Below are 22564 nucleotides of genomic sequence, written 5' to 3'. Positions count from 1 at the left end.
TATGCATTCCACTTCACCAGTCACCTTGTCCGCCACTGATATCCATAAATCCTTTGGCGCTATGGAGGTGCTCAAAGGCATCTCGCTGCAGGCGCATCAGGGCGATGTTATTTCAATTCTTGGTGCCAGCGGCTCGGGCAAAAGTACCTTGCTGCGCTGCATCAATCTGCTGGAAACGCCGGATGCCGGCGTGGTGAGCGTCGGCGGCGAAACCATTGAAATGAAGCGCCACGCGCGCGGCCATCAGCTGGCGGCGAATCCTAAGCAGATTGAACGCCTGCGATCGCGGCTGGGCATGGTGTTTCAAAGCTTCAATCTGTGGTCGCACATGACGGTGCTGCAGAACGTGATTGAAGGTCCGCACTATGTGCTGAAGCGCGACAAAAAGAGTTGTATCGCCCAGGCAGAGCAGTTGCTGGATCGCGTCGGGCTGCTTAACCGCAAGGATTTTTATCCGGCGCAGCTCTCCGGCGGCCAGCAGCAGCGTGTGGCAATTGCCCGCGCGCTGGCGATGGATCCGGAAGTGATGCTGTTTGATGAGCCAACCTCGGCGCTCGACCCGGAACTGGTCGGCGAGGTGCTCAAAGTGATGCGCAGCCTGGCGGAAGAGGGGCGCACCATGCTGGTGGTGACGCACGAGATGGGCTTCGCGCGCAACGTCTCAAATCGCGTGGTGTTTATGCATCAGGGCAACATTGATTGCGAGGGCACGCCGGAAGCGATGTTTGGCGCCAGCGGTTCATCGCGCTTTAAGCAGTTTATCTCCAGCCATCAGAGCCATCACGCGGAGCAGCCAGTATGACCGTCGTCTGGGGCGATGCGCCGCTGACCTGGCAGGCGCTGGTACAGGTAGCGCGACATAACGCCGAACTGACGCTGAGCGCCGCCGCCTGGCAGCGCATTGCGCGCGGTCGCGAGATCGTCGAACAGATCGTTGCCAGCGGTCAGATTGCCTATGGCATCAACACCGGGCTGGGGGCGCTGTGTAACATCACGCTGCCGGAAGACCAGCTCAGCCAGCTGTCACGCAATACGTTGCTGAGCCACGCCTGCGGCGTCGGTCCGCTGCTGACGCGCGAGCAGACGCGCGCCATTCTGTGTGCGGCCATCGCCAACTACAGCCACGGCAAATCCGGCGTTTCGGTGGCGCTGGTGCAGCATCTGCTGGCGCTGCTCAATCAGCAGATCACGCCGCAGGTGCCATCGCAGGGTTCAGTCGGTTATCTCACCCACATGGCGCATATCGGGCTGGCGCTGATTGGCGTGGGCGAGGTTGAGTACCAGCAACAGGTGATGCCGGCGGAGCAGGCGCTGCGGCTGGCCGGTTTACAGCCGTATCGCCCCGGTGCCAAAGAGGGCCTGAGCCTGGTCAACGGTACGCCGTGCATGACCGGGCTGAGCTGTCTGGCGCTGGACGATGCGGCGCGGCTGCTGGATTGCGCGGATGTCACCGGCGCGATGAGCTTCGAAGCGCTGCGCGGTCAGCTGGCGGCCTTTGATGCCGAGGTGATTGCGCTGAAAGCCAGCCCCGGTATGCAGCATAGCGGCCAGCGTCTGCGTGCGCTGCTGAGCGACAGCCCGCTGCTGGCGGCGAGCTGCGGCATACGCACCCAGGATGCGCTCAGCCTGCGTTCGATGCCGCAGGTGCACGGCGCCAGCCGCGATCAGTTCGCCCACGCAGCGCGTCAGGTTGAGATCGAACTGAATGCCTGCACCGATAATCCGCTGGTACTGGGCACGCCGGATAACTGGCGCGTGGTGTCGCAGGCCAATCCGCACGGTGAATCGGTCGCCATGGCGGCCGATCTGCTGGCAATTGCCATGGCGGAGATTGGCAGTATTGCCGAGCGCCGGCTGGACCGGCTGGTCAATCCGCTGGTCAGCGGGCTGCCGCCGTTTCTGGTGGCGCAGCCGGGCGTCAACTCCGGCATGATGATCGCGCAATACGTGGCGGCTTCCCTGTGCGCGGAGAATCGTCAGCTGGCGCAGCCGGCGGTGCTGGACAATTACGTCACCTCGGGACTGCAGGAGGATCACCTCAGCCTCGGTACCGGCGCGGCGCTCAAGCTGCTCAGGCTGCTGAATAACCTCTGGCAGGTGCTGGCGATTGAGTACCTGCTGGCGGCGCAGGCGCTGGATTTTCACGGTGAGGCGCAGCTGGCCAGCGGCACGGGCCGGGCGCTACGCGCGCTGCGCGCTGAGGTTGCCACCTGGCAGGAGGATCGCTGGCTGGCACCGGAGATAGCCCGGGCGGTGAAGGTGTTACAGACGCTGGCCTGCTAGCGGCGCGAGGTGACGCGCCGCCAGTGGCCTGATTTAACCGCGGCGCGCGTCCGGGCGCACCAGATCAAAACGCTGATCTTCGCTGATCGCGTAATAGGCGGAAGGACCGCCGGCGCGCAGAATCGGCTGCGCTTTGGCGGTCTGATAGATGCCGTTCTCCAGCAGCGCTTCATCGATGTGAATCGCCACCGCTTCGCCCAGTACCAGCCAGCTCTCCAGCTCGCCTCCCTGTGCATTCTGCAGGCGAATCAGCTGCGTCAGGCGACACTCAAAGTTGACCGGGCTCTCCGCTACCATGCTGACGTTAACGTGGGAAGCGGCCAGCGGCGTCAGGCCGGCGAGGGCAAACTCGTCGTGATCGGGCGGCACCGAGGCGGAGCTCTCATTCATGGCTTCTGCCAGCGGACGCGTCGCCAGGTTCCAGACGAACTCGCCGGTTTCACTGATATTCTGCACGCTGTCTTTCCAGCCGCTGCTGGCAAAACCAATGATTGGCGGATGGTAGTTAAAACAGTTAAAGAAACTATAGGGCGCCAGATTGCGCTGGCCGCTGGCGCTTTGCGAGCTGACCCAGCCAATCGGGCGCGGGCCGACGATGGCGTTGAGCGGATCGTGAGGCAGACCGTGTCCACTGCGTGGCTGATAAGTGTAACGTTGACGCATTTGCGCTCCTGATTCGTCCTGGATACTGCGTGTTCCGGCGGTGCTGGCGGCTGGACGCAGTATTGCGGATTCAGTTTTAGGGAGAATAGATTTAAATTCGTTGCACTAAATTTTCCTGGCGGATTGTGCGCTGCCGTCATCCAGCGTATCTTACGCGCGCATTAATGTCCGGAGAATCTATGAACAAGCCTGCCGCTACCGCGCTCTTTCATCCGCGTAACCGCCATCAGGGCCGTTATGATTTTGCTGCCCTGACTGCCGCGCATCCGCCGCTGGCGGACAAAGTGCGCCCCAACGGTTACGGTGAGCTGTCGGTTGATTTCGCCGATCCGCACGCAGTGCTGCTGCTGAACCAGGCGCTGCTGAAACTGTTTTATAACCTGAACTGGCAGCTGCCGGAAGGCTATCTGACGCCGCCGGTACCAGGCCGCGCTGACTATATCCATGCGCTGGCGGATCTGCTGGCCAGCGATAACGGTGGCGTGCTGCCGCGCGATCTCGACGTGATGGATATTGGCTGCGGTGCCAACTGCATCTATCCGCTGATCGGTCACGCGGAGTATGGCTGGCGCTTTACCGGCACCGACATCAGCGCGGACGCTGTTAACGCCGCCAGTCAGATTGTCGCCAGCAATCCCGGCCTGCAGCGCGCCATTCGCCTGCGCCGTCAGAAGCAGGAGAGTGCGATTTTTGCTGGCGTGGTGCACAAGAACGAACGCTATCACGCGGTACTGTGTAATCCGCCGTTCCACGCCTCGGCGGCCGATGCGGCGGCCGGCAGTCAGCGTAAAGTGCGCAATCTCGGCCTGAGCAGGCAGGCGCCGCTTAATTTCGGCGGTCAGCATAACGAGCTGTGGTGCGACGGCGGTGAGCGTGCGTTTATCGGCCGAATGATCGATGAAAGCGTCGCATTAGGCGATCGCATCGTCTGGTTTACCTCGCTGGTGTCGCGCAAAGAGCATCTGCCTGAACTGCGCGACCGGCTGAAGGCGCACGACGCTTATCAGGTACGCATCGTCGACATGGCGCAGGGCCAGAAGCAGAGCCGCTTTATCGCCTGGACATTTTTACCGCCCGCCACGCGCGCGCAGTGGCTGGCACGCTAAGCGCTGCTCAGGTAAAAAAAAAAAGCCGCTACGGGGATCCGCAGCGGCTTTGTTGTTTTTACGCCGTATTAAGAGACGTGCTGCAGGAACTCACGCAGACGGTCGCTCGGCGGATTAGTGATCAGATCGTCCGGATTGCCATCTTCCGCGATGGTACCTTTGTCGATAAAGATCAGGCGCGACGCTACTTTCTGTGCGAAGCCCACTTCATGGGTCACGATCACCATGGTCATGCCTTCTTCCGCCAGATCCTGCATCACTTTCAGCACTTCGTGACGCAGCTCGGGATCGAGTGCCGAGGTTGGCTCATCGAACAGCATCATCTTCGGCTTCACCGCCAGCGCACGGGCAATCGCCACGCGCTGCTGCTGGCCGCCGGACAGCTCAGAAGGGAAGTGGTGCGCACGCTCTGCGAGGCCGACCTTGCCCAGCAGCTCACGCGCCAGTTTGTGTGCGGCGTCTTTCTTCGCCCCGCGCACGCGGATCGGACCAAAGCCCACGTTGTCCAGCGCGCTCATCTGCGGGAACAGATGGAACTGCTGGAACACCATACCGGCTTCCTGACGGATCAGGCGTTCATCCACTTTCGGATCGTTAACTTTCATGCCATCGACAATCAGTTCGCCGCTGCTGATCTCTTCCAGCTTGTTGATGCAGCGCAGCAGGGTAGATTTACCGGAGCCGGACGGCCCGATGATTACCACCACTTCACCCTGATTAATTTTCAGGTTGATGTCGTGCAGTACCTGAGTCTGGCCGAAGTTTTTCGAGACGTTTTTAAATTCAATCACAGGATTTTCACCCTTTTCTCAATACGGCGCAGCACAAAGCTCAACACCAGCGTAATAACCAGGTAAATGATGGCAACGGCGCTCCAGATCTCCAGCGCGCGGAAGTTACCAGCGATGATCTCCTGCCCCTGACGGGTCAGTTCCGCCACGCCAATCACGATGAACAGCGAGGTGTCTTTGATGCTGACGATCCACTGGTTACCCAGCGGCGGCAGCATGCGGCGCAGCGCCAGCGGCATGATCACGTAGCGCAGCGTTTCGCGGCGCGACAGGCCAAGCGCCAGGCCGGCTTCACGGAAACCTTTGTTGATCGACAGCACCGCACCGCGGGTAATCTCCGCAATATAAGCACCTGAGTTGATCATGATGGTCACGACGGCGGCGGTGAACGGGTCGATGCGCAGGTCCGGGAAGGCCATCGGCAGGGCGAAGTAGATGAACATCACCTGCACCACGATCGGCGTGCCGCGAATCAGTTCAATGAACACTAACGCGATGTTGTTGGTGATCCAGCCGCCGTAGGCGCGGGCGAAACCGGCCACGAGGCCGATAACCAGGCCGCCAATCAGGCCGAGGATCGAGATAAGCAGGGTCATTTTGGCGCCTTCGATCAGGATCGGTAAGGCGGGCCAGATGACGCTCCAGTCAAACTCCATGGTGTGACTCCAGAATCTGTTGCAGTGGAAATGTAAAAAGCAGGGAGAACAAAGCTCCCTGCTGATAAAAAGGCGTCAGGCCTGAATTATTTAGGTTCGCTGCCGAACCATTTTTTATAGATAGTGTTGTAGGTACCGTTGTCGTGCAGGGTTTTCAGCGCGCCATTCACTTTCTCACGCAGGTCGTCGCTGCCTTTCGGGAAAGCGATGCCATACTGCTGCGCTTCGATGGAGTCACCGACGGCTTTGAAACGGCCTTTGCCAGCGGTGTGGATGAAGTACAGGATGTTTGGCGTGTCGTGCAGCACGGCGTCAGCACGGTTGGTGCCTAACTCCATGTACGCGTTATCAATGTTCGGGAACTGGCGCAGGTCTTTAGTTTTGATATGCGCTTTGGCGTAATCCACCGAACCGGTGCCGCTTTTCACTGCGACCACTTTACCGTTCAGATCGTCGATGCCTTTGATGTCGTTTTCGTTGTTACGCACCATCACCAGCAGGCCGCTTTTGTAGTAGCCGTCAGAGAATTCGATGGCTTTTTTACGTTCTTCGGTAATGGTGATGCCGGCCAGCGCCAGGTCAACGTTTTTGGTTTGCAGCGCCGGAATGATGCCGCTGAAATCCATCGGCTTCAGGGTGTAATCCAGCTTCAGCTGTTTAGCGATAGCGTCCCACAGGTCGATATCAAAGCCGACGTACTTGTCGCCCTGTTTAAATTCAAACGGAACGAAGGCGGTGTCGGTAGCGACCACCAGTTTTTTGTCTGCTGCAGTGGAGGAAAGCGAGAAGGCCAGCGCCAGCGCGGCCACGGAGACTTTAATCAACGACTTCATCATTTTTTTCCTTATTACCCGTCAGGCCTGGTGGCCTGATGTACGGCTCATCATATGAAAAAATTATGCCAACTTTTCTCAAACGCGGAAATCAACAGATTGCCGGGGCAGGCTGACACGATTCTGCACGCCGGGAAAAGTTTGCACCAGAATGAATCACCAAAATGGTGCATTGTGCTGTGGTGGTGCAGGCACAGTGTGCATCAGAGTGATAATAAGGGAAAGAAAGGATTAAGGAATTGTTAACGGCGTCAAAAAAGCCGGGCGGGTAGCAGGCATAAAAAAGGCGGGATAACCCGCCTGTTTGAGCATTACTCGATATTTGATTCGATAAACCACAGGAACTTATCAAGGTCACGCGATGCGGCAGTAAAGATATCGGCCGTATCTTCGTCTTTCACTTCACTGATGGCTTTACGCGTATCGTTAGCCACGACGGCATAACGGTCAGCCAGCGCTTTCAGGTGATCCTGTACGCTGTGAATATTCAGCGGATAGCTTTTCAGCGGTGACTTGTCGTTAACCACCTGCGTGGTGCCCAGCGCAACGCCGCCCAGCTGTACCACACGTTCTGCAATGGTGTCCTGGTGATCGGTAATCGCGGTACGGAAGCCATCCAGCATTTCATGTACGCCAATGAAGTTCGCGCCACGCATGTTCCAGTGCGCCTGCTTGGTGATCAGCGACAGGTCAATAAATTCCACGACCAGACGGTTGAGCACCTCGATGGTAGCTTTCTTCTCGCTATCAGCCACGTCATTGCGGGTATAAATCAGATCGGAAGATTTTGTTTTAACCAGTTTTGCGGTACTCATCATTAATGTCCTCTTATTGATGGTTGTCCTAATCAAGCACGGGAATAAGTATAGCAGCAGTTTTTCGCTCTGCAGGATTGATTAAATCAATGACAGGAATAGCTAAAGCTTAATGTTAAGCCGCAAAAATAGCGGTTTTATTAAAAGTGATTAAAATCAGTTGGTTATGGTGAGTGTTAATTATTCTTCTATCATGTTGCAAAATAATAACAGCTTACCGTGTGGTTATTTGAGAAATGATAATGAGAATGTGTCTATATACAGCCGGTTAAATAACCGGCTGACCTGTACGGCTTATTGCGGCGTGTTGATATCCACTTCATTTATATGTGCCGCCTTCTGTTTCATGGTGAGCGTCGAGCCGGCAGACGCGGCGATAATCGCCAGCAGCGCCAGCCATTGCTGCAGCGTCAGCAACTCGCCGAGGAACAGCATGCCGGAGAGCGCGGCCATCGCCGGTTCCAGACTCATCAGCGTACCGAAAATGCGCGCCGGCAGACGCGTCAGCGCCATCATTTCCAGCGAGTACGGAATGGCGCTGGAGAGCAGGGCGATGAGCAACGCCAGCGGCAGAATTTCCCACTGCCAGATACCGGGCGCGGCAAAGGTCAGACCGAGCGGCACAAAAATCACTGAGGCGATCAGCGAGCCTATTGCCACCGTGGCCGGGCCGTGTTCGGCGCCTGCCCGCTGGCCCGCCAGAATATAGACCGCCCAGCAGGCACCGGCACCCACCGCCAGCAGCGCGCCGGTGGGATCGATATGGCTGAGGCCATGACCAATCGGCAGCAGGAACCACAGGCCGGTGACCGCCAGCAGCACCCAGAGAAAATCCAGCGGACGGCGTGCGCCGGCCAGCGCCAGCGTCAGCGGGCCGAGAAACTCCAGCCCCACCGCCACACCCAGCGGCACAGTGCGGATCGAGAGATAGAACAGGTAATTCATGCAGCCCAGCGCCAGTCCATACATCAGCAGCGGCTTGCGCTGCTTTGCACTGAAGCGCAGGCGCCAGGGTTTGAAAATCGCGCACAGGATGAGCGTGCCCAGTCCCAGACGCAGCGCGGTAATGCCAGGCGCACCGACGGTGGGAAACAGCGATTTCGCCAGCGACGCGCCGCCCTGCAGCGACAGCATGGCGATCAGTAATACGGCAACCGGCAGCACTACCGGCGCCAGTTTGGGATGGGAAAGAGGTGCAGACATCCTGTGATCAATTCCTGTGATGATGAATAACCAGGCAACGGGCAGCCAGTGTAAAACAATCGGCGGGAAATAAGGAGGCGACGAGGCAATGATGCAGGGTTTCTGTCACCGCTTTATCATCGGGCGCGGTCGCCTCGCATTATCCTGGCGTCAGTGACGCCTCATTGACACCGCTTTTCGGGCGAAATTTCCAGCGAATAAAGCGCGACGGCGGAAAAAATGCACCAGCGACTGGCTGAAAAAACACCGTTTTCAGGGCCATTTCCGTAAAGAAATGTCAGGTTAGTTTAGGAATTTACTTAAACCGATAATTTTCTGTGCGCAGGATTATTGCAGAAAGATGATGCTTTTTATAAGAAAAATGAATGACATACGAAAGTTCATTAACTTTCTGTTACACCAAACAATCTGTTAGACAACAAAATGCGGGCAGAGTTTCTTGCTAAGTTTTGTTATATTTTTAGCGTTGTCAGGAGAGAAGTATATTCACATTTGAGGTGGTTATGAAAAAAATTGCATGTCTTTCAGCACTGGCTTGTGTACTGGCAGTTTCCGCTGGTTCCGCCATGGCACAGAGCACCGTTTCTGCCGGCTACGCGCAGAGCGACTATCAGGGCGTTGCTAACAAAGCTAACGGCTTCAACCTGAAATACCGCTACGAAGACGGTTCTAACCCACTGGGTTGGATCGGTTCTTTCACCTACACCGAAAAAGATCGCACTGAAGATGGCGTGTACAACAAAGGTCAGTACTACGGCATCACCGGTGGTCCGGCTTACCGTCTGAACGACTGGGCCAGCATCTACGGCGTAGTAGGTATCGGCTACGGCAAATACCAGCAGAACCAGACTGCCGGTCAGTCTAAAACCGACAGCAGCGACGTAGGCTTCTCTTACGGCGCAGGTATGCAGTTCAACCCAATCCAGAACGTTGCTCTGGACGTGGGCTACGAGCAGAGCCGCATCCGTAACGTCGACGTGGGCACCTGGATTGCTGGCGTAGGTTACAGCTTCTAAGTTTTTGCTTAGACCAGAGTTGCACAGAAACGGCCCTTTACGGGCCGTTTTTTTATGCCTGAAAACGCTGCCGTGAAGGGCGTTTTTCGCAGGCAAAATAAAACCCGCTGCAGGCAGCGGGTCAGAATGTGAAGCCCTGAGGAAACTCAGCCGCGCCAGATCAGATTCGGGCAGGGCTGCGCGGCGATTTTTTTGCCGGTCAGTTTCTCAAGCAGCATCAGGCGCAGGGCAAAAGGCGAGCGGCTAAACAGACACAACAGCGACTTCAGCTCAAAAGCCGGTTTGCTTTGTACGGTCTGGAAGCATTTGCCGCAGTCGAGGCAGCTTTTCATCGTGCTCATCTTTACCTCCTGGAAAACGGGTAACTCAACAGTAAGCACAGCCCTGCAATAAACAGCAGGAAAAGGAGCAGCAACAGCCAGGGTTCGTTCATCGTTGCCTCCTTTGTAGGCTATTCGCTTACAACATGTACAAAGATAGCACTGGCTATACTCTTTAGCCAACACTATTCAGGAAAAATTTGTGCTTATTTGTGCCTGGTTTACAATGAGCGCAGCCAGCCCGCACCGCAGGTAAAGTGCGGCAGATAATAAAGAGGAAGCTGAATGAGTCGTCGTGCGAAAAGCGCCACCCACATGCCCCAGGGGCCGCTGAAAGATATTGAGGAGCATGTCGAAGGATTTCGCCAGGTACGCGAAGCGCATCGCCGTGAGCTGATTGATGATTACGTTGAGTTAATCTCTGATTTAATTCGTGAATTTGGCGAGGCGCGCCAGGTTGACATGGCGGCACGCCTGGGCGTCTCGCAGCCGACCGTGGCCAAAATGCTGAAGCGTCTCAGTACCACCGGTCTGGTTGAGCAGGTGCCGTATCGCGGCGTGTTCCTCACCCCGGAAGGCGAGAAGCTGGCTGAAGCCAGCCGCGTGCGCCATCATATCGTTGAAACCTTTCTGCTGGCGCTGGGCGTCAGTCCGGAAACCGCCCGCCGGGATTCCGAAGGCCTCGAGCATCACGTCAGTGATGAAACCCTCGCCGTGTTCCAGAAATTTTACGAGAATCGCTAACCTACAAGGCCTTCTGCCATCATGCCCATCGTGCTTCGTTCCTTAATGCGTGACCGCGTTTTGCATTTACTGTTGCTGCTGGGCGTGATTCTGTTGCCGCTGGCGGATTACCGCTGGCCGCAGCTGCCCGCCGCCGTTGACTGGCACACCATCATGACGCTCACCGGTTTGCTGATGCTGACAAAAGGGCTGGAAAACAGCGGCTATTTTGATGTGCTCGGTGCGCGGCTGGCGCAGGGCTTCCAGCACGAACGTACGCTGGCGCTGTTTATGGTGTGTGCGGCGGCGCTGCTCTCGACCTTCCTGACCAATGATGTAGCGCTGTTTATCCTGGTGCCGCTCACGCTGACGCTGCGCAAGTTCTCGCGCCTGCCCATCTCCCGGCTGATCATCTTTGAAGCGCTGGCGGTCAACGCCGGCTCGTTGCTGACGCCGGTCGGCAACCCGCAAAATATCCTGCTGTGGAGCCACGGCACGCTCAGCGTGGCCGGTTTTATCGGTCAGATGGCGCCGCTGGCGGCGATGCTGATGCTGACGCTGGTGGTGCTGACGTGGTTTAGCTTCCCGGCGCGCAGCATTGAGAAGCATGATGCACCGGGCAATCAGCAGTGGCAGAAACCGCTGTTTATCGTCAGCGTGCTGCTGTACGTGGTGTTTATCGTCGCGCTGGAGCTGAAACTCACCGGCTGGGCGCTGCTGCTGGTGGCGGGCTGTTTTCTGCTGATGGCGCGTCAGGTGCTGGCGACCATCGACTGGAGCCTGCTGCTGGTGTTCGTGGCGATGTTCATTGATGTCTTTTTACTGATGCACCTGCCCATTCTGCAGCCGCATTTTGCCGCCATCGGTCAGCTGGGCGAGGGCGGTATCTATCTGCTGGCGATTGGCCTGTCACAGGTGATCAGCAACGTACCGGCCACCATTCTGCTGTTACAAAAAGTCCCGCCTTCCGAAGTGCTGGCCTGGGCGGTGAATATCGGCGGCTTTGGTCTGCTGCCGGGATCGCTGGCCAACCTGATTGCGCTGCGCATGGCACAGGACGCCAAAGTGTGGTGGCGTTTCCATCTGTTTTCCCTGCCGATGCTTGCCTGGTCGATGCTGTGCGGCTGGCTGTTGTTACAGCTGCTGCGTTAACCCTGACCAACCTGTCCGCCTTAGCAAGACGCGCTGATTTATCAGCGCGTTAAGTGATGTGGCAGAAAATGCGTCGGATGTTAGCTTATGTAAAGTTACACTGGCATTTGTCAATTTCCCATCTAAGGTTAAGTTGACCGTTTCGCCCGGGGATCGGGATTACCAGCCAGTGATGACAAATTATGAGTGAAAACCACAATCCGCCATCCGCCGATGAGCAAAAAGACAACAACACGTCAGATTCCAGTCAGGATAACGAGCAATCACCCCGTAAACGCCCCGGCAAAAAGCCGCTGATCATTCTGGCGATTGTGGTGGTGATTATGCTGCTGGTGGGATTCTGGTTCTGGTTTAGCACGCGCAACATTGAAACCACCGACGATGCGTTCACCGAAGGCGATGCCGTGACCATCGCGCCCAAAGCGTCGGGCTACGTGGTGCAGCTGCTGGTAAAAGATAACCAGCGGGTAAAGAAGGGCGATCTGCTGGTGCTGATCGACCCGCGTGATAACGCCGCACAGCGCGATCAGGCCAAAGCACAGCTCGGTCTGGCGCAGGCGCAGTTGCATCAGGCGCAGGCGCAGCTGGCGCTGGCGCGGGTGCAATATCCGGCGCAGCGCGATCAGGCGCTGGCCGACCAGGCACGGGCGCAGGCCAATTTACTCAATGCGCAGGCGGATTACCGTCGTCAGCGCGGGGTTGACCCGCGCGCGACCTCGCAGCGCAATATTGATACCGCCGCCGCGCAGTTACGCTCGGCTGAAGCGCAGCTGCAAAGCGCCAAAGCGCAGGTCGAAGTGGCTTCGCAGGTGCAGTTGCAGATTCGTCAGCAGGAAACCAATGTCGAAGCGCGGCAGCAGCAGGTCGAGCAAGCCCGGGCTCAGCTCAACACTGCCGAGCTTAACCTCTCTTACACCGAAGTACGCGCGCCGTATGACGGTTTCGTCACCAAACGCAACGTGCAGCCCGGTACGCTGGTGCAGGCCGGCAGTGCGCTGTTTTCGCTGGTATCGCCGGATATCTGGATCACCGCCAACTTCAAAGAGTCGCAGCTGGCGCGCATGAATCCGGGCGATAAAGTGGAGATTGGCGTTGATGCCTGGCCGGACATGAAGCTGGAAGGGCACGTCGACAGCGTGCAGATGGGCTCCGGCTCGCGCTTCTCTACCTTCCCGGCCGAGAACGCCACCGGTAACTACGTGAAGATTGTGCAACGCGTGCCGGTGAAAATTGTGATTGATAAAGGACTCGACCCGAATCATCCGCTGCCGCTTGGCCTGTCGGTTGAACCGAAGGTGACGGTGGAATGAGTGCGAGCGAAAGCTGGCGTCCGGCCAGCAATCCCTGGCTGGTTGCCATCACGGTAACGTTGGCGGTGTTCATGGAAATTCTGGACACCACCATCGTTAACGTCGCGCTGCCGCACATCGCCGGGTCGCTGTCATCCAGCTACGATGAATCCACCTGGGTACTAACCTCCTATCTGGTCGCCAACGGCATTGTGCTGCCGATCTCGGCCTTTTTCAGCCGCCTGTTTGGGCGCAAGCAGTTCTTCCTGATCTGCATCGTGATGTTTACCATCTGCTCCTTCCTGTGCGGCATTGCCACCGAGCTGTGGCAAATCATTCTTTTCCGCGTATTGCAGGGCTTCTTCGGCGGCGGGCTGCAACCGGTGCAGCAGTCGGTGCTGCTGGATTACTTCAAGCCGGAAGACCGCGGCAAGGCTTTTGGCCTGTCATCGATTGCCATTATTGTCGCGCCGGTAATTGGCCCGACGCTCGGTGGCTGGATCACTGATAACTACAGCTGGCGCTGGGTGTTCTTTATTAATATTCCGGTGGGGATCCTCACGGTGCTGGCTATCTATCAGCTGCTGGAAGATCCGCCGTGGGAGCGCAAGTGGGAGAAGGGCCGGCTGAAAATCGACTATATCGGCATCAGCCTGATTACCCTGGGTCTCGGCTGTTTGCAGGTGTTTCTCGATCGCGGTGAAGACGAAGACTGGTTCGCTTCACACTTCATTCGCCTGTTTGCCATGCTGGCGGCCGTCGGCATCGTCGGTGCGGTTTACTGGCTGCTGTATGCGCGCAAGCCGGTGGTGGATATCACGGTGATGAAGGATCGCAACTTCTGGGTGGCCGGTCTGCTGATGGCGGGCATGGCGATGATTCTTTATGGCAGCTCGGTAGTGTTACCGCAGCTGGCGCAGCAGGATCTCGGTTATACCGCCACCTGGTCCGGGCTGGTGCTGTCGCCCGGCGCGGTCCTGATCGTGCTCACCATCCCGCTGGTGCTGAAGCTGATGCCAATTGTGCAGACACGCTACATCATCGCCTTTGGCTTTACCTGTCTGGCGCTGGCCTTCTTCTATTCCAGCACCCTGACGCCCAACGTGGATTTCACCACGCTGGTGCTGATGCGCAGCGCGCAGTCGATTGGCCTCGGCTTCCTGTTTGTGCCGCTCACCACCATTGCCTTTATCACCGTGCCGCAGCGCCTGAATGCGGATGCCTCCGCGCTGTTCACCATGTTCCGTAACGTGGCCGGTTCGATCGGCATCTCGCTGGCCACTGCCGGCATCACCGAACGTGAACAGGTGCGATCGGCCCACATGGTGCACAACATGTCGCCGCTCAATGAGCAGTTCAACCTCACGCTGCAGCACTGGGCGCAGGCGATTCGTGACTTTACCAGTGCGGTGGGCGATCCGCTGACGCTGGCCAGCGGTCAGCTCTATCAGGAGATGATTGCCCAGGCGCGTATTCTGGCTTACATCGACGTGTTCATGGGCCTGAGTATTGTCGCCGTGCTATTGATTCCTTTTTGTTGGTTGCTTTCGCCGATCAAGAGCGAAGGCAGTGCAGGAGCACATTAACATGATCACCTCTTCGCGCGTTACGCCGTCGCTGACGCTGCTGGCGCTGTCCATGCTGCTGGCGGGTTGTGCCGTCGGGCCCGATTATCAGCCGCCGCAGGCGCACACGCCCGGTAGCTACCGTGATTTGCCCTCTCAGGAAGCCTCAAAACCGCTGGCGTCCGCGACCAATCCTTCGTGGTGGAAAAGCTTTAACGACCCGCAGCTCGATAGCCTGATTGAGCGCGCCATCGCTGGCAACCTGACGCTGCAACAGTCGGTGCTGCGCATCGCCGGTGCGCGCGAACAGCTGGCGCAGGCGCGTGGCGGGCTGTTCCCGTCGCTTAACGGCTCCACCAAAGTGACGCGTCAGCAGCTCGGCCTGAAAGGCATGCTGAAATCCAACGGGGTGTACGATCAGGTGGATGATGACGTGGCAGATCAGCTCAACGGTCTGACCCATTCGGTCACGCTGTATCAGGGCAGCTTTGACGCCAGCTGGGAACTGGATTTATGGGGCAAGGTAAGACGCCAGATGGAGATGGCGGACGCGCAGCAGCAGGCGGCGATTGAGCAGCGTAATGATGCGCTGGTGTCGCTGGAAGCTGAGGTCGCGCGCGCGTATCTGCAGCTGCGCGGCGCGCAGGCGGTGCTGGCGACGCTGCAACAGCAGATTAACGTGGCGCAGCAAACCTGGGAGCTGACGCAAAGCCAGCAGCGTAACGGTCTGGCGCCGCTCACCGACGTTGAGAATGCCCGTGCGCAGCTGGCCTCCCTTAACGCGCAGCTGCCACAATATCAGGCCCAGGAACGTCAGGCGATGAACGGGCTGGCAGTGCTGCTGGGCAAAACGCCGGGCGCGCTGGATAACGAACTGATGAGCAGCAAAGCGCTGCCGGCGTTGCCGAAGCTGGTGGCGGTGGGCATTCCATCGACGCTGGCGCGCCGCCGTCCGGATATCCGCCAGGCCGAAGCGAATCTGCATGCGCAGACCGCCAATATCGGCGTATCGGTCGCGAACCTGTTCCCCAGCCTGTCGCTTACCGGGCAGTTGGGCGTGCGCAACACCGATGCCAGCTACCTTGACGACTGGAGCAGCCACTTCTTCAGCGTCGGCCCGGCGCTGTCGATCCCGATTTTTCAGGGCGGACGTCTGGTTTCCAGCGTGAAACTGGCGCGCGCGCAGCAGGCGAGCGCGGCGCTCGATTATCGCCAGACGGTACTGACGGCGCTGCAGGATGTGGAAAATGCGCTGGTCAGCTACCGCGCCGATCAGCAACAGGTTACCGCGCTGGATGAGACTACCGGCGCACTGCAGCGCGCCTTTGAGCTCGCCAGTGACAGTTACAAACAGGGCATCTCCACCTTCCTTGAGGTGCTGGATGCCCAGCGCCAGCTGGCGCAGTCGCAGGCGCAATCCACCCAGGCGCGCATGCAAAGCGCGCTGGACCTGGTAGCGCTGTATAAAGCGCTGGGCGGCGGCTGGGAGCCGTATCAGCAGGTGACGCTGCCGGACTATGACGTCTTTGGTCCGGCCACCGCAGTCAATTAATCTGCCATCGCTGACCGCATTCACGGCGTGCGGTCAGCGCCTTACTTGAAATAAATATTCTCCCTTCTGTTTGTTGTGCAAAATTTGCACTGACTTCTCTGCGCCCTGAATCAGGTTGTGTGATCATTATCTCAATTAAAGGCAAAGATAATGACCCGTGGCGCAAAATTTAAATTTCATATTTATTCATTGTGGTGGAAATAATCTATTTTAAGGCTTCTTATCTCAGGAAAGGAGTTGGTTATGTCCCGCGAAACCTGGATGACGCCCAATCCGGCATCAGGGCCAAACAGCAGCACGCGCACCGAGCCTTTTGTGAAGGTCATTGCGCTGATTGCCACCCTCGGTGGTTTGCTGTTTGGCTACGACACCGGCGTGATCTCTGGCGCACTGTTATTTATGGGCGACGATCTGAATCTCACCCCATTTACCACCGGGCTGGTGACCAGCAGTCTGCTGTTCGGCGCGGCGTTTGGCGCACTGGCTTCCGGTCACTTTGCCGCCGCGGCCGGGCGGAGAAAAATTATTCTGGTACTGGCGATTATTTTTGCACTCGGCGCGCTGGGTACCGCACTGGCACCTGATGTCAGCTGGATGATTTTCTTCCGCCTGGTCCTTGGCGTGGCCGTGGGCGGTGCGTCCGCCACCGTACCGGTGTATATCGCCGAAATGGCACCGGCCAACAAACGGGGTCAACTGGTGACCATGCAGGAGCTGATGATCGTTTCCGGCCAGATGCTGGCCTATATGTCGAATGCCGGCTTCAACGCGGCCTGGGGGGGCGACACGACCTGGCGCTGGATGCTGGCGGTCGCCACGCTGCCGGCGGTGCTGCTGTGGTTCGGGATGATGTTTATGCCGGACACGCCGCGCTGGTATGCCATGAAAGGCCGTCTCGCTGAGGCGCGCAAGGTTCTGGAACGCACCCGCGCGCGCGAAGACGTTGAGTGGGAGATGATGGAGATCGAAGAGACGCTGTCGGACGAGCAACAGCAGCGTCCGCGTCTGCGGGAACTGCGCCAGCCATGGCTGATCAAACTGTTCCTGATCGGTATTGGTATTGCCGCCATCCAGCAACTGACCGGCGTGAATACCATCATGTACTACGCGCCGACCATGCTGAAAGCGGTGGGGATGAGCAATGACGCTGCGCTGTTTGCCACCATTGCCAATGGCGCGGTCTCGGTATTAATGACCTTTGTGGGAATCTGGCTGCTGGGGCGCATCGGTCGCCGCACCATGACGATGGTAGGTCAGTTTGGTTGTACCGCCTGTCTGGTGTTTATTGGCACCGTCAGTTACCTGATGCCGGAAACAGTTAACGGTCAGCCGGATATCTTGCGCAGTTATATGGTGCTGCTGGGTATGCTGATGTTTCTGAGTTTCCAGCAGGGCGCGTTATCGCCGGTCACCTGGCTGCTGCTGTCAGAAATTTTCCCGACGCGGTTACGCGGTATTTTTATGGGCGGCGCGGTATTTGCGTTGTGGATCGCCAATTTTCTTATTTCTCTGCTGTTCCCGGTTCTGCTGGCGTCGGTTGGCTTATCCGGCGCGTTCTTTATTTTCGCGCTGATTGGCATAGGCGGCGCGATTTTTGTTATTCGCTGGGTACCGGAAACACGCCATCGTTCGCTGGAGCAGATTGAACATTATTTGCACGACCGGCTGTCTGATGCGCCGGCGCCCCAGCTATTGCGACCGGCAGTGAAGAAAAGCGGATAACCACAGACATACGATTTTTGCATGATGGCCGGTTAACAACCGGCCTTTTTTTATTTATTTAATGGCAAAATGAGATATTGCTCGCATCTGTGACGCTAATGCCATCCGCGTTAAAAACGGATTTTACTTACACTATTAATGTTTTTTTACCTTTATGCTGACTACTGCCTCAGCGCACAATAAGCGCTAAACGCTTGTTTCCTACGCGTGAATAAGCAATGAAATCGATTCCAGTTCCAGCCGGTGGTACTGAACCGCTGATGTTAATTCACCGTTAATTCACGCCGCACATTGGGTTTAAACGCGCCTGACTGGAATAGGCTAATCCATTCGGATTAATCCGGTCTGCAAAATTAATTTATTTTTTTATTTGAATTGGGTAATCTTGCCACTACAGTTTATTTAACCCCCTTAAGCAAGGACATTGTGATGAGTGACGCATTTAAAGTTCTGAACAACATTCGCACATTACGTGCACAGGCTCGTGAACTGCCACTGAGCGATCTGGAAGAAATTCTGGAAAAATTAACCGTCGTGGTGACTGAGCGCCGCGACGAAGTTGAAGCGGAAGAAGCGCAGAACCGCGAAAAAGAAGAGAAGCTGTCTAAATACCGTGAAATGCTGCTGGCAGACGGTATCGACCCGAACGAATTACTGGGTGCACTGGAAACCGGTAAAAAACGCGCCAAGCGTGCGCCGCGTCCGGCGAAATATTCTTACACCGACGAAAACGGTGAAGAGAAATCATGGACCGGTCAGGGCCGTACCCCAGCTGCGATTAAAAAAGCGCTGGATGCAGGTAAAAGCCTCGACAGCTTCCTGATCAAATAATCTGCACAATCCTTGTAAGCGGGAGCCGGAGGCGTCAGCGTCTCCGGCTTTTTTATTGGCCTCGCTCCGGGTACGGGCGGCGGGTCATTTCCCGCGCCGTGGATAACCTGTCCGGCACGGTCGCAATTATTTTACCTCTGGCAACAAGGTGTTCTCCGCCTTGCCTCTGCGTATCCGGGTGCAGAGGTGGCTCATCCAGGCCGCTTCTGGCATAATGCCCGCTGTTTTTTCCTCCACTGCGTAACAAAGGTCAATGCCGTGTTAGTTTCCAGCAATATCACTATGCAGTTCGGCAGTAAGCCACTGTTTGAGAATATCTCCGTTAAATTTGGCGGCGGTAATCGTTACGGTTTAATCGGTGCGAACGGCAGCGGTAAATCGACCTTCATGAAAATACTGGGCGGCGACCTGGTTCCGACTAACGGAAATGTTTCCCTCGACCCCAATGAGCGCATCGGTAAGCTTCGCCAGGATCAGTTTGCTTTCGAGCAATATAGCGTGCTGGATACCGTGATTATGGGTCACCAGGAATTGTGGGCGGTGAAGCAGGAGCGCGATCGCATATATGCATTGCCGGAAATGAGCGAAGAGGAAGGCTATAAAGTCGCCGACCTTGAGGTCGCCTACGGTGAAATGGACGGTTACAGTGCCGAATCACGCGCCGGAGAATTATTACTCGGCGTGGGCATTCCGGTGGAGCAGCATTACGGTCCGATGAGTGAAATTGCCCCTGGCTGGAAATTGCGTGTGCTGCTGGCGCAGGCATTATTTGCTAACCCGGATATTTTGTTACTCGACGAACCGACCAACAACCTGGATATTGACACCATTCGCTGGCTGGAGCAGGTGCTGAACGAACGTGACAGTACCATGATCATCATTTCGCATGACCGTCACTTCCTGAATATGGTGTGTACGCATATGGCGGATCTGGATTACGGTGAGCTGCGCGTTTATCCCGGCAATTATGACGAATATATGACGGCGGCGACCCAGGCGCGCGAGCGTTTATTAGCGGATAACGCCAAGAAGAAAGCGCAAATTGCCGATCTGCAATCCTTCGTTAGCCGCTTTAGCGCTAACGCCTCAAAATCGCGTCAGGCCACTTCGCGCGCGAAGCAGATTGATAAAATCAAACTGGATGAGGTAAAAGCCTCCAGCCGTCAGAACCCGTATATTCGTTTCGAGCAGGATAAAAAGCTGTTCCGTAATGCGCTGGAAGTGGAAGCACTGACCAAAGGATTTGATAACGGTCCGCTGTTTAAAAATCTTAACCTGCTGCTGGAAGTGGGTGAGAAACTGGCTATCCTCGGCGCCAACGGTATTGGTAAATCCACGCTGCTGAAAACGCTGGTCGGCGAACTGCAGCCGGATAGCGGCACGGTGAAATGGTCGGAGAATGCGCGCATTGGTTACTACGCGCAGGATCACGCCGAAGATTTTGCTGACGACCTGAGCGTGTTCGACTGGATGAGCCAGTGGAAGCAGGAAGGCGACGACGAGCAGGCGGTGCGCAGTATTCTTGGTCGTCTGCTGTTCAGCCATGACGACATCAAGAAGCCAGCGAAAGTGCTGTCCGGTGGTGAGAAGGGCCGCATGCTGTTTGGCAAGCTGATGATGCAGAAGCCAAACATCCTGGTGATGGACGAACCGACTAACCACCTGGATATGGAGTCGATCGAGTCACTGAACATGGCGCTGGAGATGTACGAAGGCACGCTGATTTTCGTCTCGCACGACCGTGAGTTCGTCAGCTCGCTGGCGACGCGCGTCATCGAGATGAAAGGCGATCGCATCGTTGACTTCACCGGCAACTACGAAGATTACCTGCGCAGCCAGGGCATCGTCTGACGGCGTAGCCGTTTAGTACCCGCCATCATCAGCGGCGCAATTTATCGCCTGATAATTTGCGCCGCTCAGCAATACCTGACGCTTATGTCACGCCCTGACGTTATTCCTCACGCTGGCCACACACTTCACACTGCGCATCCTGCGCCACTTTCAGGCTGCGAAACTCGGCGCTCATCGCATCGTACATCAGCAGTCGCGCGCTGGCCGGCTGGCCAAAGGCGCTCAGCACCTTCAGCGTTTCCATCGCCTGCATCGCACCTACCACGCCGACCAGCGGAGCCATCACGCCGGCTTCGACACAGCTCAGCGTCTGCTCGCCGAACAGGCGGCTGATGCAGCGGTAGCAGGGTTCGCCGGGCTGCCAGGTGAATACGCTGAGCTGGCCTTCCATGCGGATGGCGGCACCGGAGATCAGCGGCACCCGATGCTGAAAACATCCGCGGTTCACCTGTTCGCGCGTGGTGACATTGTCGCTGCAGTCCAGCACCGCATCGTGACGCGCAATCAGTTCGCCGAGCGCGGCTTCATCCAGCTGCGCATCGATCGGCTCCAGCGTGCAGTGCGGATTGAGCGCCGCCAGCTGCTGACGGGCCGAGGCGACTTTTGCCATGCCGATGCGCGCATCGCTGTGCAGAATCTGGCGTTGCAGATTACTCAGGCTGACGCGATCGAAATCCAGCAGCGTCAGATGGCCGACGCCGGCGGCGGCAAGATAGGGCGCGGCGGCACAGCCCAGTCCGCCCAGGCCAACGATAAGCACCCGTGAGGCTTTTAGCCGTTCCTGGCCGTCGAAATCGAAGCCGCGCAGCACAATCTGCCGGTTGTAGCGCAGCATCTCTTCATCGCTCAGCTCTGTGTGCATTAGCCCTCCAGCAGGCTGTTGAAGGCCTCGACATCAACCCATTCGCCCGGCTCAACGTCACCGCGATCGCGCTCCAGCACAATAAAGCAGTCGGCCAGCGCAAAGGAACTGAACACGTGCGAGCCCTGCGCACCGGTGCTGCGTACTTCCAGTACGCCATCATCGCCGCGACTGAGGATGCCGCGCTGAAAATCGAGCCGGCCCGGCGCTTTCTTCAGACGCTGCGTTGCGCGCGCGCGCTGGCGCAACGGCATGATGCGCGTGGTCTGGCCGGTCAGCGTGGCCAGCAGCGGCTGCACCAGCTGATAGAAGGTCACGGCTGCCGACACCGGATTGCCCGGCAACCCGCAGAACCAGCTGTTGGCCAGACGGCCAAAGGCAAACGGCTTGCCGGGCTTAATCGCCAGTTTCCAGAAGGTAATTGCACCCAGCTCTTCGAGCATCGCTTTGGTGAAATCCGCTTCGCCCACTGACACGCCGCCGGTGCTGATCACCACATCGGCCTGGCGATCGGCTTCGCTGAAGGCCTGGCGCAGCTTCGCAGGATCGTCAGCGATCACGCCGAGGTCGATCACCTCGCAGCCAAGTTTGCGCAGCATCAGCGCCACGGTGAAGCGATTGGTGTCATAAATCTGGCCCTCAGCCAGCGGCTGGCCCACCGCCTGCAATTCGTCACCGGTGGAGAAAATGGCCACGCGCAGCTTACGCAGCACGCTGACCTCCGCAATACCCAGCGACGCCAGCAGCGGCAGCTCCGCGGCACCAAGCCGCACACCGGCATCCAGAACCTGCTTACCGGCCTGAATATCTTCCCCGATGCGGCGAATATTTTGCCCGGCACGCACTGGCGCGGTGATGACAATGCCGCCGTCACGCGATTCGGTTTGCTCCTGCATCACCACGGCGTCGCAGCCGGCGGGGACGGGTGCGCCGGTCATGATGCGAATCACGCTGCCGGCTGGCCACTCGCCATTAAACGGAGCGCCGGCAAACGCTTTGCCCGCTACCGGCAACACGCGGTCAGCGGACAGGTCGCTCAGGCGCAGCGCGTAGCCGTCCATCGCAGAGTTATCGAACGGCGGCACGTCCAGCGGCGAAATCACCGGCTTCGCGGTAACGCGCCCGGCGGCATCGGCCAGCGCGACACTCAGGCAATCGCTAATCGGTTGCAGCTGCTGCAGCATTTTCTGCTGCGCGTCTTCCAGGGAAATCAGTCCGGCGGTAAAAGGTTCCATGTCCATCTCTGTCGGGTTAAAGGCGAATGCTGCCTATTATGGTGGCTGTTGTCGGCTGAGTCACATGCGAGATCAAAGGGAATGGAAATTAGTGCG

At 57.5% G+C, this 22564-nt stretch carries 21 protein-coding genes; 12 read left to right on the top strand and 9 right to left on the bottom strand.

Going from position 1 to position 22564, the window contains the following annotated elements:
• Position 1 precedes the first annotated feature (1 nt).
• Positions 2 to 802, top strand: coding sequence for an ABC transporter ATP-binding protein (locus H7K56_RS04415; RefSeq protein ID WP_021508428.1), 801 nt, complete (start codon positions 2 to 4; stop codon positions 800 to 802).
• A complete protein-coding gene (locus tag H7K56_RS04410; RefSeq protein WP_058757806.1) occupies positions 799 to 2283 on the top strand; it encodes an HAL/PAL/TAL family ammonia-lyase in 1485 nt (494 codons plus the stop codon). The genes H7K56_RS04415 and H7K56_RS04410 overlap by 4 nt, the downstream gene beginning before the upstream one ends.
• A 33-nt stretch (positions 2284 to 2316) precedes the next feature.
• Here H7K56_RS04410 and H7K56_RS04405 read toward each other — a convergent pair whose 3' ends face one another.
• Positions 2317 to 2946 (bottom strand): flavin reductase family protein, encoded by a 630-nt coding sequence (locus H7K56_RS04405; protein WP_150360607.1) that lies wholly within the window; start codon positions 2944 to 2946, stop codon positions 2317 to 2319.
• A gap of 179 nt (positions 2947 to 3125) precedes the next feature.
• On the opposite strand from H7K56_RS04405, the gene rlmF reads away from it, so the two are divergent.
• The gene (gene rlmF, locus H7K56_RS04400; RefSeq protein WP_150360608.1) at positions 3126 to 4052 is read left to right on the top strand and encodes a 23S rRNA (adenine(1618)-N(6))-methyltransferase RlmF; all 927 of its coding nucleotides are present in this window, start codon (positions 3126 to 3128) and stop codon (positions 4050 to 4052) included.
• Positions 4053 to 4120: 68 nt separating this feature from the next.
• Here rlmF and glnQ read toward each other — a convergent pair whose 3' ends face one another.
• The 5 genes from glnQ to rhtA all read right to left on the bottom strand — a co-directional run bounded on the left by glnQ (position 4121) and on the right by rhtA (position 8350).
• Positions 4121 to 4843 (bottom strand): glutamine ABC transporter ATP-binding protein GlnQ, encoded by a 723-nt coding sequence (glnQ, locus tag H7K56_RS04395; protein WP_150360609.1) that lies wholly within the window; start codon positions 4841 to 4843, stop codon positions 4121 to 4123.
• Complete coding sequence (gene glnP, locus H7K56_RS04390) at positions 4840 to 5499, bottom strand: glutamine ABC transporter permease GlnP (protein ID WP_021508423.1); 660 nt, start codon at positions 5497 to 5499, stop codon at positions 4840 to 4842. The genes glnQ and glnP overlap by 4 nt, the downstream gene beginning before the upstream one ends.
• Positions 5500 to 5585: 86 nt before the next feature.
• Complete coding sequence (gene glnH, locus H7K56_RS04385; protein ID WP_021508422.1) at positions 5586 to 6332, bottom strand: glutamine ABC transporter substrate-binding protein GlnH; 747 nt, start codon at positions 6330 to 6332, stop codon at positions 5586 to 5588.
• Positions 6333 to 6643: 311 nt separating this feature from the next.
• Positions 6644 to 7147, bottom strand: coding sequence for a DNA starvation/stationary phase protection protein Dps (gene dps / locus H7K56_RS04380; protein WP_021508421.1), 504 nt, complete (start codon positions 7145 to 7147; stop codon positions 6644 to 6646).
• 294 nt (positions 7148 to 7441) lie between these two features.
• Positions 7442 to 8350, bottom strand: coding sequence for a threonine/homoserine exporter RhtA (rhtA, locus tag H7K56_RS04375; protein ID WP_150360610.1), 909 nt, complete (start codon positions 8348 to 8350; stop codon positions 7442 to 7444).
• Between the two features lie 503 nt (positions 8351 to 8853).
• Between rhtA and ompX the strand changes: the two genes are divergently transcribed.
• The gene (gene ompX, locus H7K56_RS04370) at positions 8854 to 9366 is read left to right on the top strand and encodes an outer membrane protein OmpX (protein WP_031279869.1); all 513 of its coding nucleotides are present in this window, start codon (positions 8854 to 8856) and stop codon (positions 9364 to 9366) included.
• A 146-nt stretch (positions 9367 to 9512) separates the two neighbouring features.
• On the opposite strand, the gene H7K56_RS04365 is transcribed toward ompX, so the two are convergent.
• Complete coding sequence (locus H7K56_RS04365; protein WP_021508417.1) at positions 9513 to 9707, bottom strand: hypothetical protein; 195 nt, start codon at positions 9705 to 9707, stop codon at positions 9513 to 9515.
• 264 nt (positions 9708 to 9971) lie between these two features.
• Between H7K56_RS04365 and mntR the strand changes: the two genes are divergently transcribed.
• From mntR to H7K56_RS04325, 8 genes are all read left to right on the top strand, one after another.
• Positions 9972 to 10430, top strand: coding sequence for a manganese-binding transcriptional regulator MntR (mntR, locus tag H7K56_RS04360; RefSeq protein ID WP_021508415.1), 459 nt, complete (start codon positions 9972 to 9974; stop codon positions 10428 to 10430).
• 21 nt (positions 10431 to 10451) lie between these two features.
• Positions 10452 to 11561, top strand: coding sequence for an SLC13 family permease (locus H7K56_RS04355; protein ID WP_058769512.1), 1110 nt, complete (start codon positions 10452 to 10454; stop codon positions 11559 to 11561).
• Positions 11562 to 11743: 182 nt separating this feature from the next.
• Positions 11744 to 12871, top strand: a complete 1128-nt coding sequence (locus H7K56_RS04350) for an HlyD family secretion protein (protein WP_021508413.1) — start codon at positions 11744 to 11746, stop codon at positions 12869 to 12871.
• Positions 12868 to 14436 carry a DHA2 family efflux MFS transporter permease subunit gene (locus H7K56_RS04345; protein ID WP_058775341.1) on the top strand — a complete coding sequence of 523 codons (1569 nt, stop codon included), beginning with the start codon at positions 12868 to 12870 and terminating at the stop codon, positions 14434 to 14436. The genes H7K56_RS04350 and H7K56_RS04345 overlap by 4 nt, the downstream gene beginning before the upstream one ends.
• A 1-nt stretch (position 14437) precedes the next feature.
• On the top strand, positions 14438 to 15967 hold the full coding sequence (locus tag H7K56_RS04340; protein ID WP_150360611.1) for an efflux transporter outer membrane subunit: 1530 nt from the start codon (positions 14438 to 14440) through the stop codon (positions 15965 to 15967).
• A 243-nt stretch (positions 15968 to 16210) separates the two neighbouring features.
• Positions 16211 to 17689: a sugar porter family MFS transporter gene (locus H7K56_RS04335; protein WP_150360612.1), complete on the top strand. Its 1479-nt coding sequence runs from the start codon at positions 16211 to 16213 to the stop codon at positions 17687 to 17689.
• 429 nt (positions 17690 to 18118) lie between these two features.
• A complete protein-coding gene (locus H7K56_RS04330) occupies positions 18119 to 18520 on the top strand; it encodes an H-NS family histone-like protein (RefSeq protein WP_021508409.1) in 402 nt (133 codons plus the stop codon).
• 258 nt (positions 18521 to 18778) lie between these two features.
• Positions 18779 to 20371 carry an ABC-F family ATPase gene (locus H7K56_RS04325; protein ID WP_031279866.1) on the top strand — a complete coding sequence of 531 codons (1593 nt, stop codon included), beginning with the start codon at positions 18779 to 18781 and terminating at the stop codon, positions 20369 to 20371.
• Between the two features lie 100 nt (positions 20372 to 20471).
• Here H7K56_RS04325 and moeB read toward each other — a convergent pair whose 3' ends face one another.
• Together moeB and moeA are read right to left on the bottom strand one after the other, a co-directional pair.
• The gene (moeB, locus tag H7K56_RS04320) at positions 20472 to 21233 is read right to left on the bottom strand and encodes a molybdopterin-synthase adenylyltransferase MoeB (protein WP_058775343.1); all 762 of its coding nucleotides are present in this window, start codon (positions 21231 to 21233) and stop codon (positions 20472 to 20474) included.
• The gene (moeA, locus tag H7K56_RS04315; RefSeq protein WP_282957653.1) at positions 21233 to 22468 is read right to left on the bottom strand and encodes a molybdopterin molybdotransferase MoeA; all 1236 of its coding nucleotides are present in this window, start codon (positions 22466 to 22468) and stop codon (positions 21233 to 21235) included. The genes moeB and moeA overlap by 1 nt, the downstream gene beginning before the upstream one ends.
• Positions 22469 to 22564 lie beyond the last annotated feature (96 nt).

The organism is Pantoea dispersa (assembly GCF_014155765.1).
Taxonomy (GTDB): domain Bacteria; phylum Pseudomonadota; class Gammaproteobacteria; order Enterobacterales; family Enterobacteriaceae; genus Pantoea; species Pantoea dispersa.
This window is presented reverse-complemented; position numbering and strand designations above follow the sequence as displayed.

Excerpts from the sequence above, each read along its gene's own strand:
- H7K56_RS04415 (WP_021508428.1), top strand. The coding sequence starts at position 2 with ATGCATTCCACTTCACCAGTCACCTTGTCCGCCACTGATATCCATAAA.
- H7K56_RS04410 (WP_058757806.1), top strand. The coding sequence starts at position 799 with ATGACCGTCGTCTGGGGCGATGCGCCGCTGACCTGGCAGGCGCTGGTA.
- H7K56_RS04405 (WP_150360607.1), bottom strand. The coding sequence starts at position 2,946 with ATGCGTCAACGTTACACTTATCAGCCACGCAGTGGACACGGTCTGCCT.
- rlmF (WP_150360608.1), top strand. The coding sequence starts at position 3,126 with ATGAACAAGCCTGCCGCTACCGCGCTCTTTCATCCGCGTAACCGCCAT.
- glnP (WP_021508423.1), bottom strand. The coding sequence starts at position 5,499 with ATGGAGTTTGACTGGAGCGTCATCTGGCCCGCCTTACCGATCCTGATC.
- glnH (WP_021508422.1), bottom strand. The coding sequence starts at position 6,332 with ATGAAGTCGTTGATTAAAGTCTCCGTGGCCGCGCTGGCGCTGGCCTTC.
- dps (WP_021508421.1), bottom strand. The coding sequence starts at position 7,147 with ATGAGTACCGCAAAACTGGTTAAAACAAAATCTTCCGATCTGATTTAT.
- rhtA (WP_150360610.1), bottom strand. The coding sequence starts at position 8,350 with ATGTCTGCACCTCTTTCCCATCCCAAACTGGCGCCGGTAGTGCTGCCG.
- ompX (WP_031279869.1), top strand. The coding sequence starts at position 8,854 with ATGAAAAAAATTGCATGTCTTTCAGCACTGGCTTGTGTACTGGCAGTT.
- H7K56_RS04365 (WP_021508417.1), bottom strand. The coding sequence starts at position 9,707 with ATGAGCACGATGAAAAGCTGCCTCGACTGCGGCAAATGCTTCCAGACC.
- mntR (WP_021508415.1), top strand. The coding sequence starts at position 9,972 with ATGAGTCGTCGTGCGAAAAGCGCCACCCACATGCCCCAGGGGCCGCTG.
- H7K56_RS04355 (WP_058769512.1), top strand. The coding sequence starts at position 10,452 with ATGCCCATCGTGCTTCGTTCCTTAATGCGTGACCGCGTTTTGCATTTA.
- H7K56_RS04350 (WP_021508413.1), top strand. The coding sequence starts at position 11,744 with ATGAGTGAAAACCACAATCCGCCATCCGCCGATGAGCAAAAAGACAAC.
- H7K56_RS04345 (WP_058775341.1), top strand. The coding sequence starts at position 12,868 with ATGAGTGCGAGCGAAAGCTGGCGTCCGGCCAGCAATCCCTGGCTGGTT.
- H7K56_RS04340 (WP_150360611.1), top strand. The coding sequence starts at position 14,438 with ATGATCACCTCTTCGCGCGTTACGCCGTCGCTGACGCTGCTGGCGCTG.
- H7K56_RS04335 (WP_150360612.1), top strand. The coding sequence starts at position 16,211 with ATGTCCCGCGAAACCTGGATGACGCCCAATCCGGCATCAGGGCCAAAC.
- H7K56_RS04330 (WP_021508409.1), top strand. The coding sequence starts at position 18,119 with ATGAGTGACGCATTTAAAGTTCTGAACAACATTCGCACATTACGTGCA.
- moeB (WP_058775343.1), bottom strand. The coding sequence starts at position 21,233 with ATGCACACAGAGCTGAGCGATGAAGAGATGCTGCGCTACAACCGGCAG.
- moeA (WP_282957653.1), bottom strand. The coding sequence starts at position 22,468 with ATGGAACCTTTTACCGCCGGACTGATTTCCCTGGAAGACGCGCAGCAG.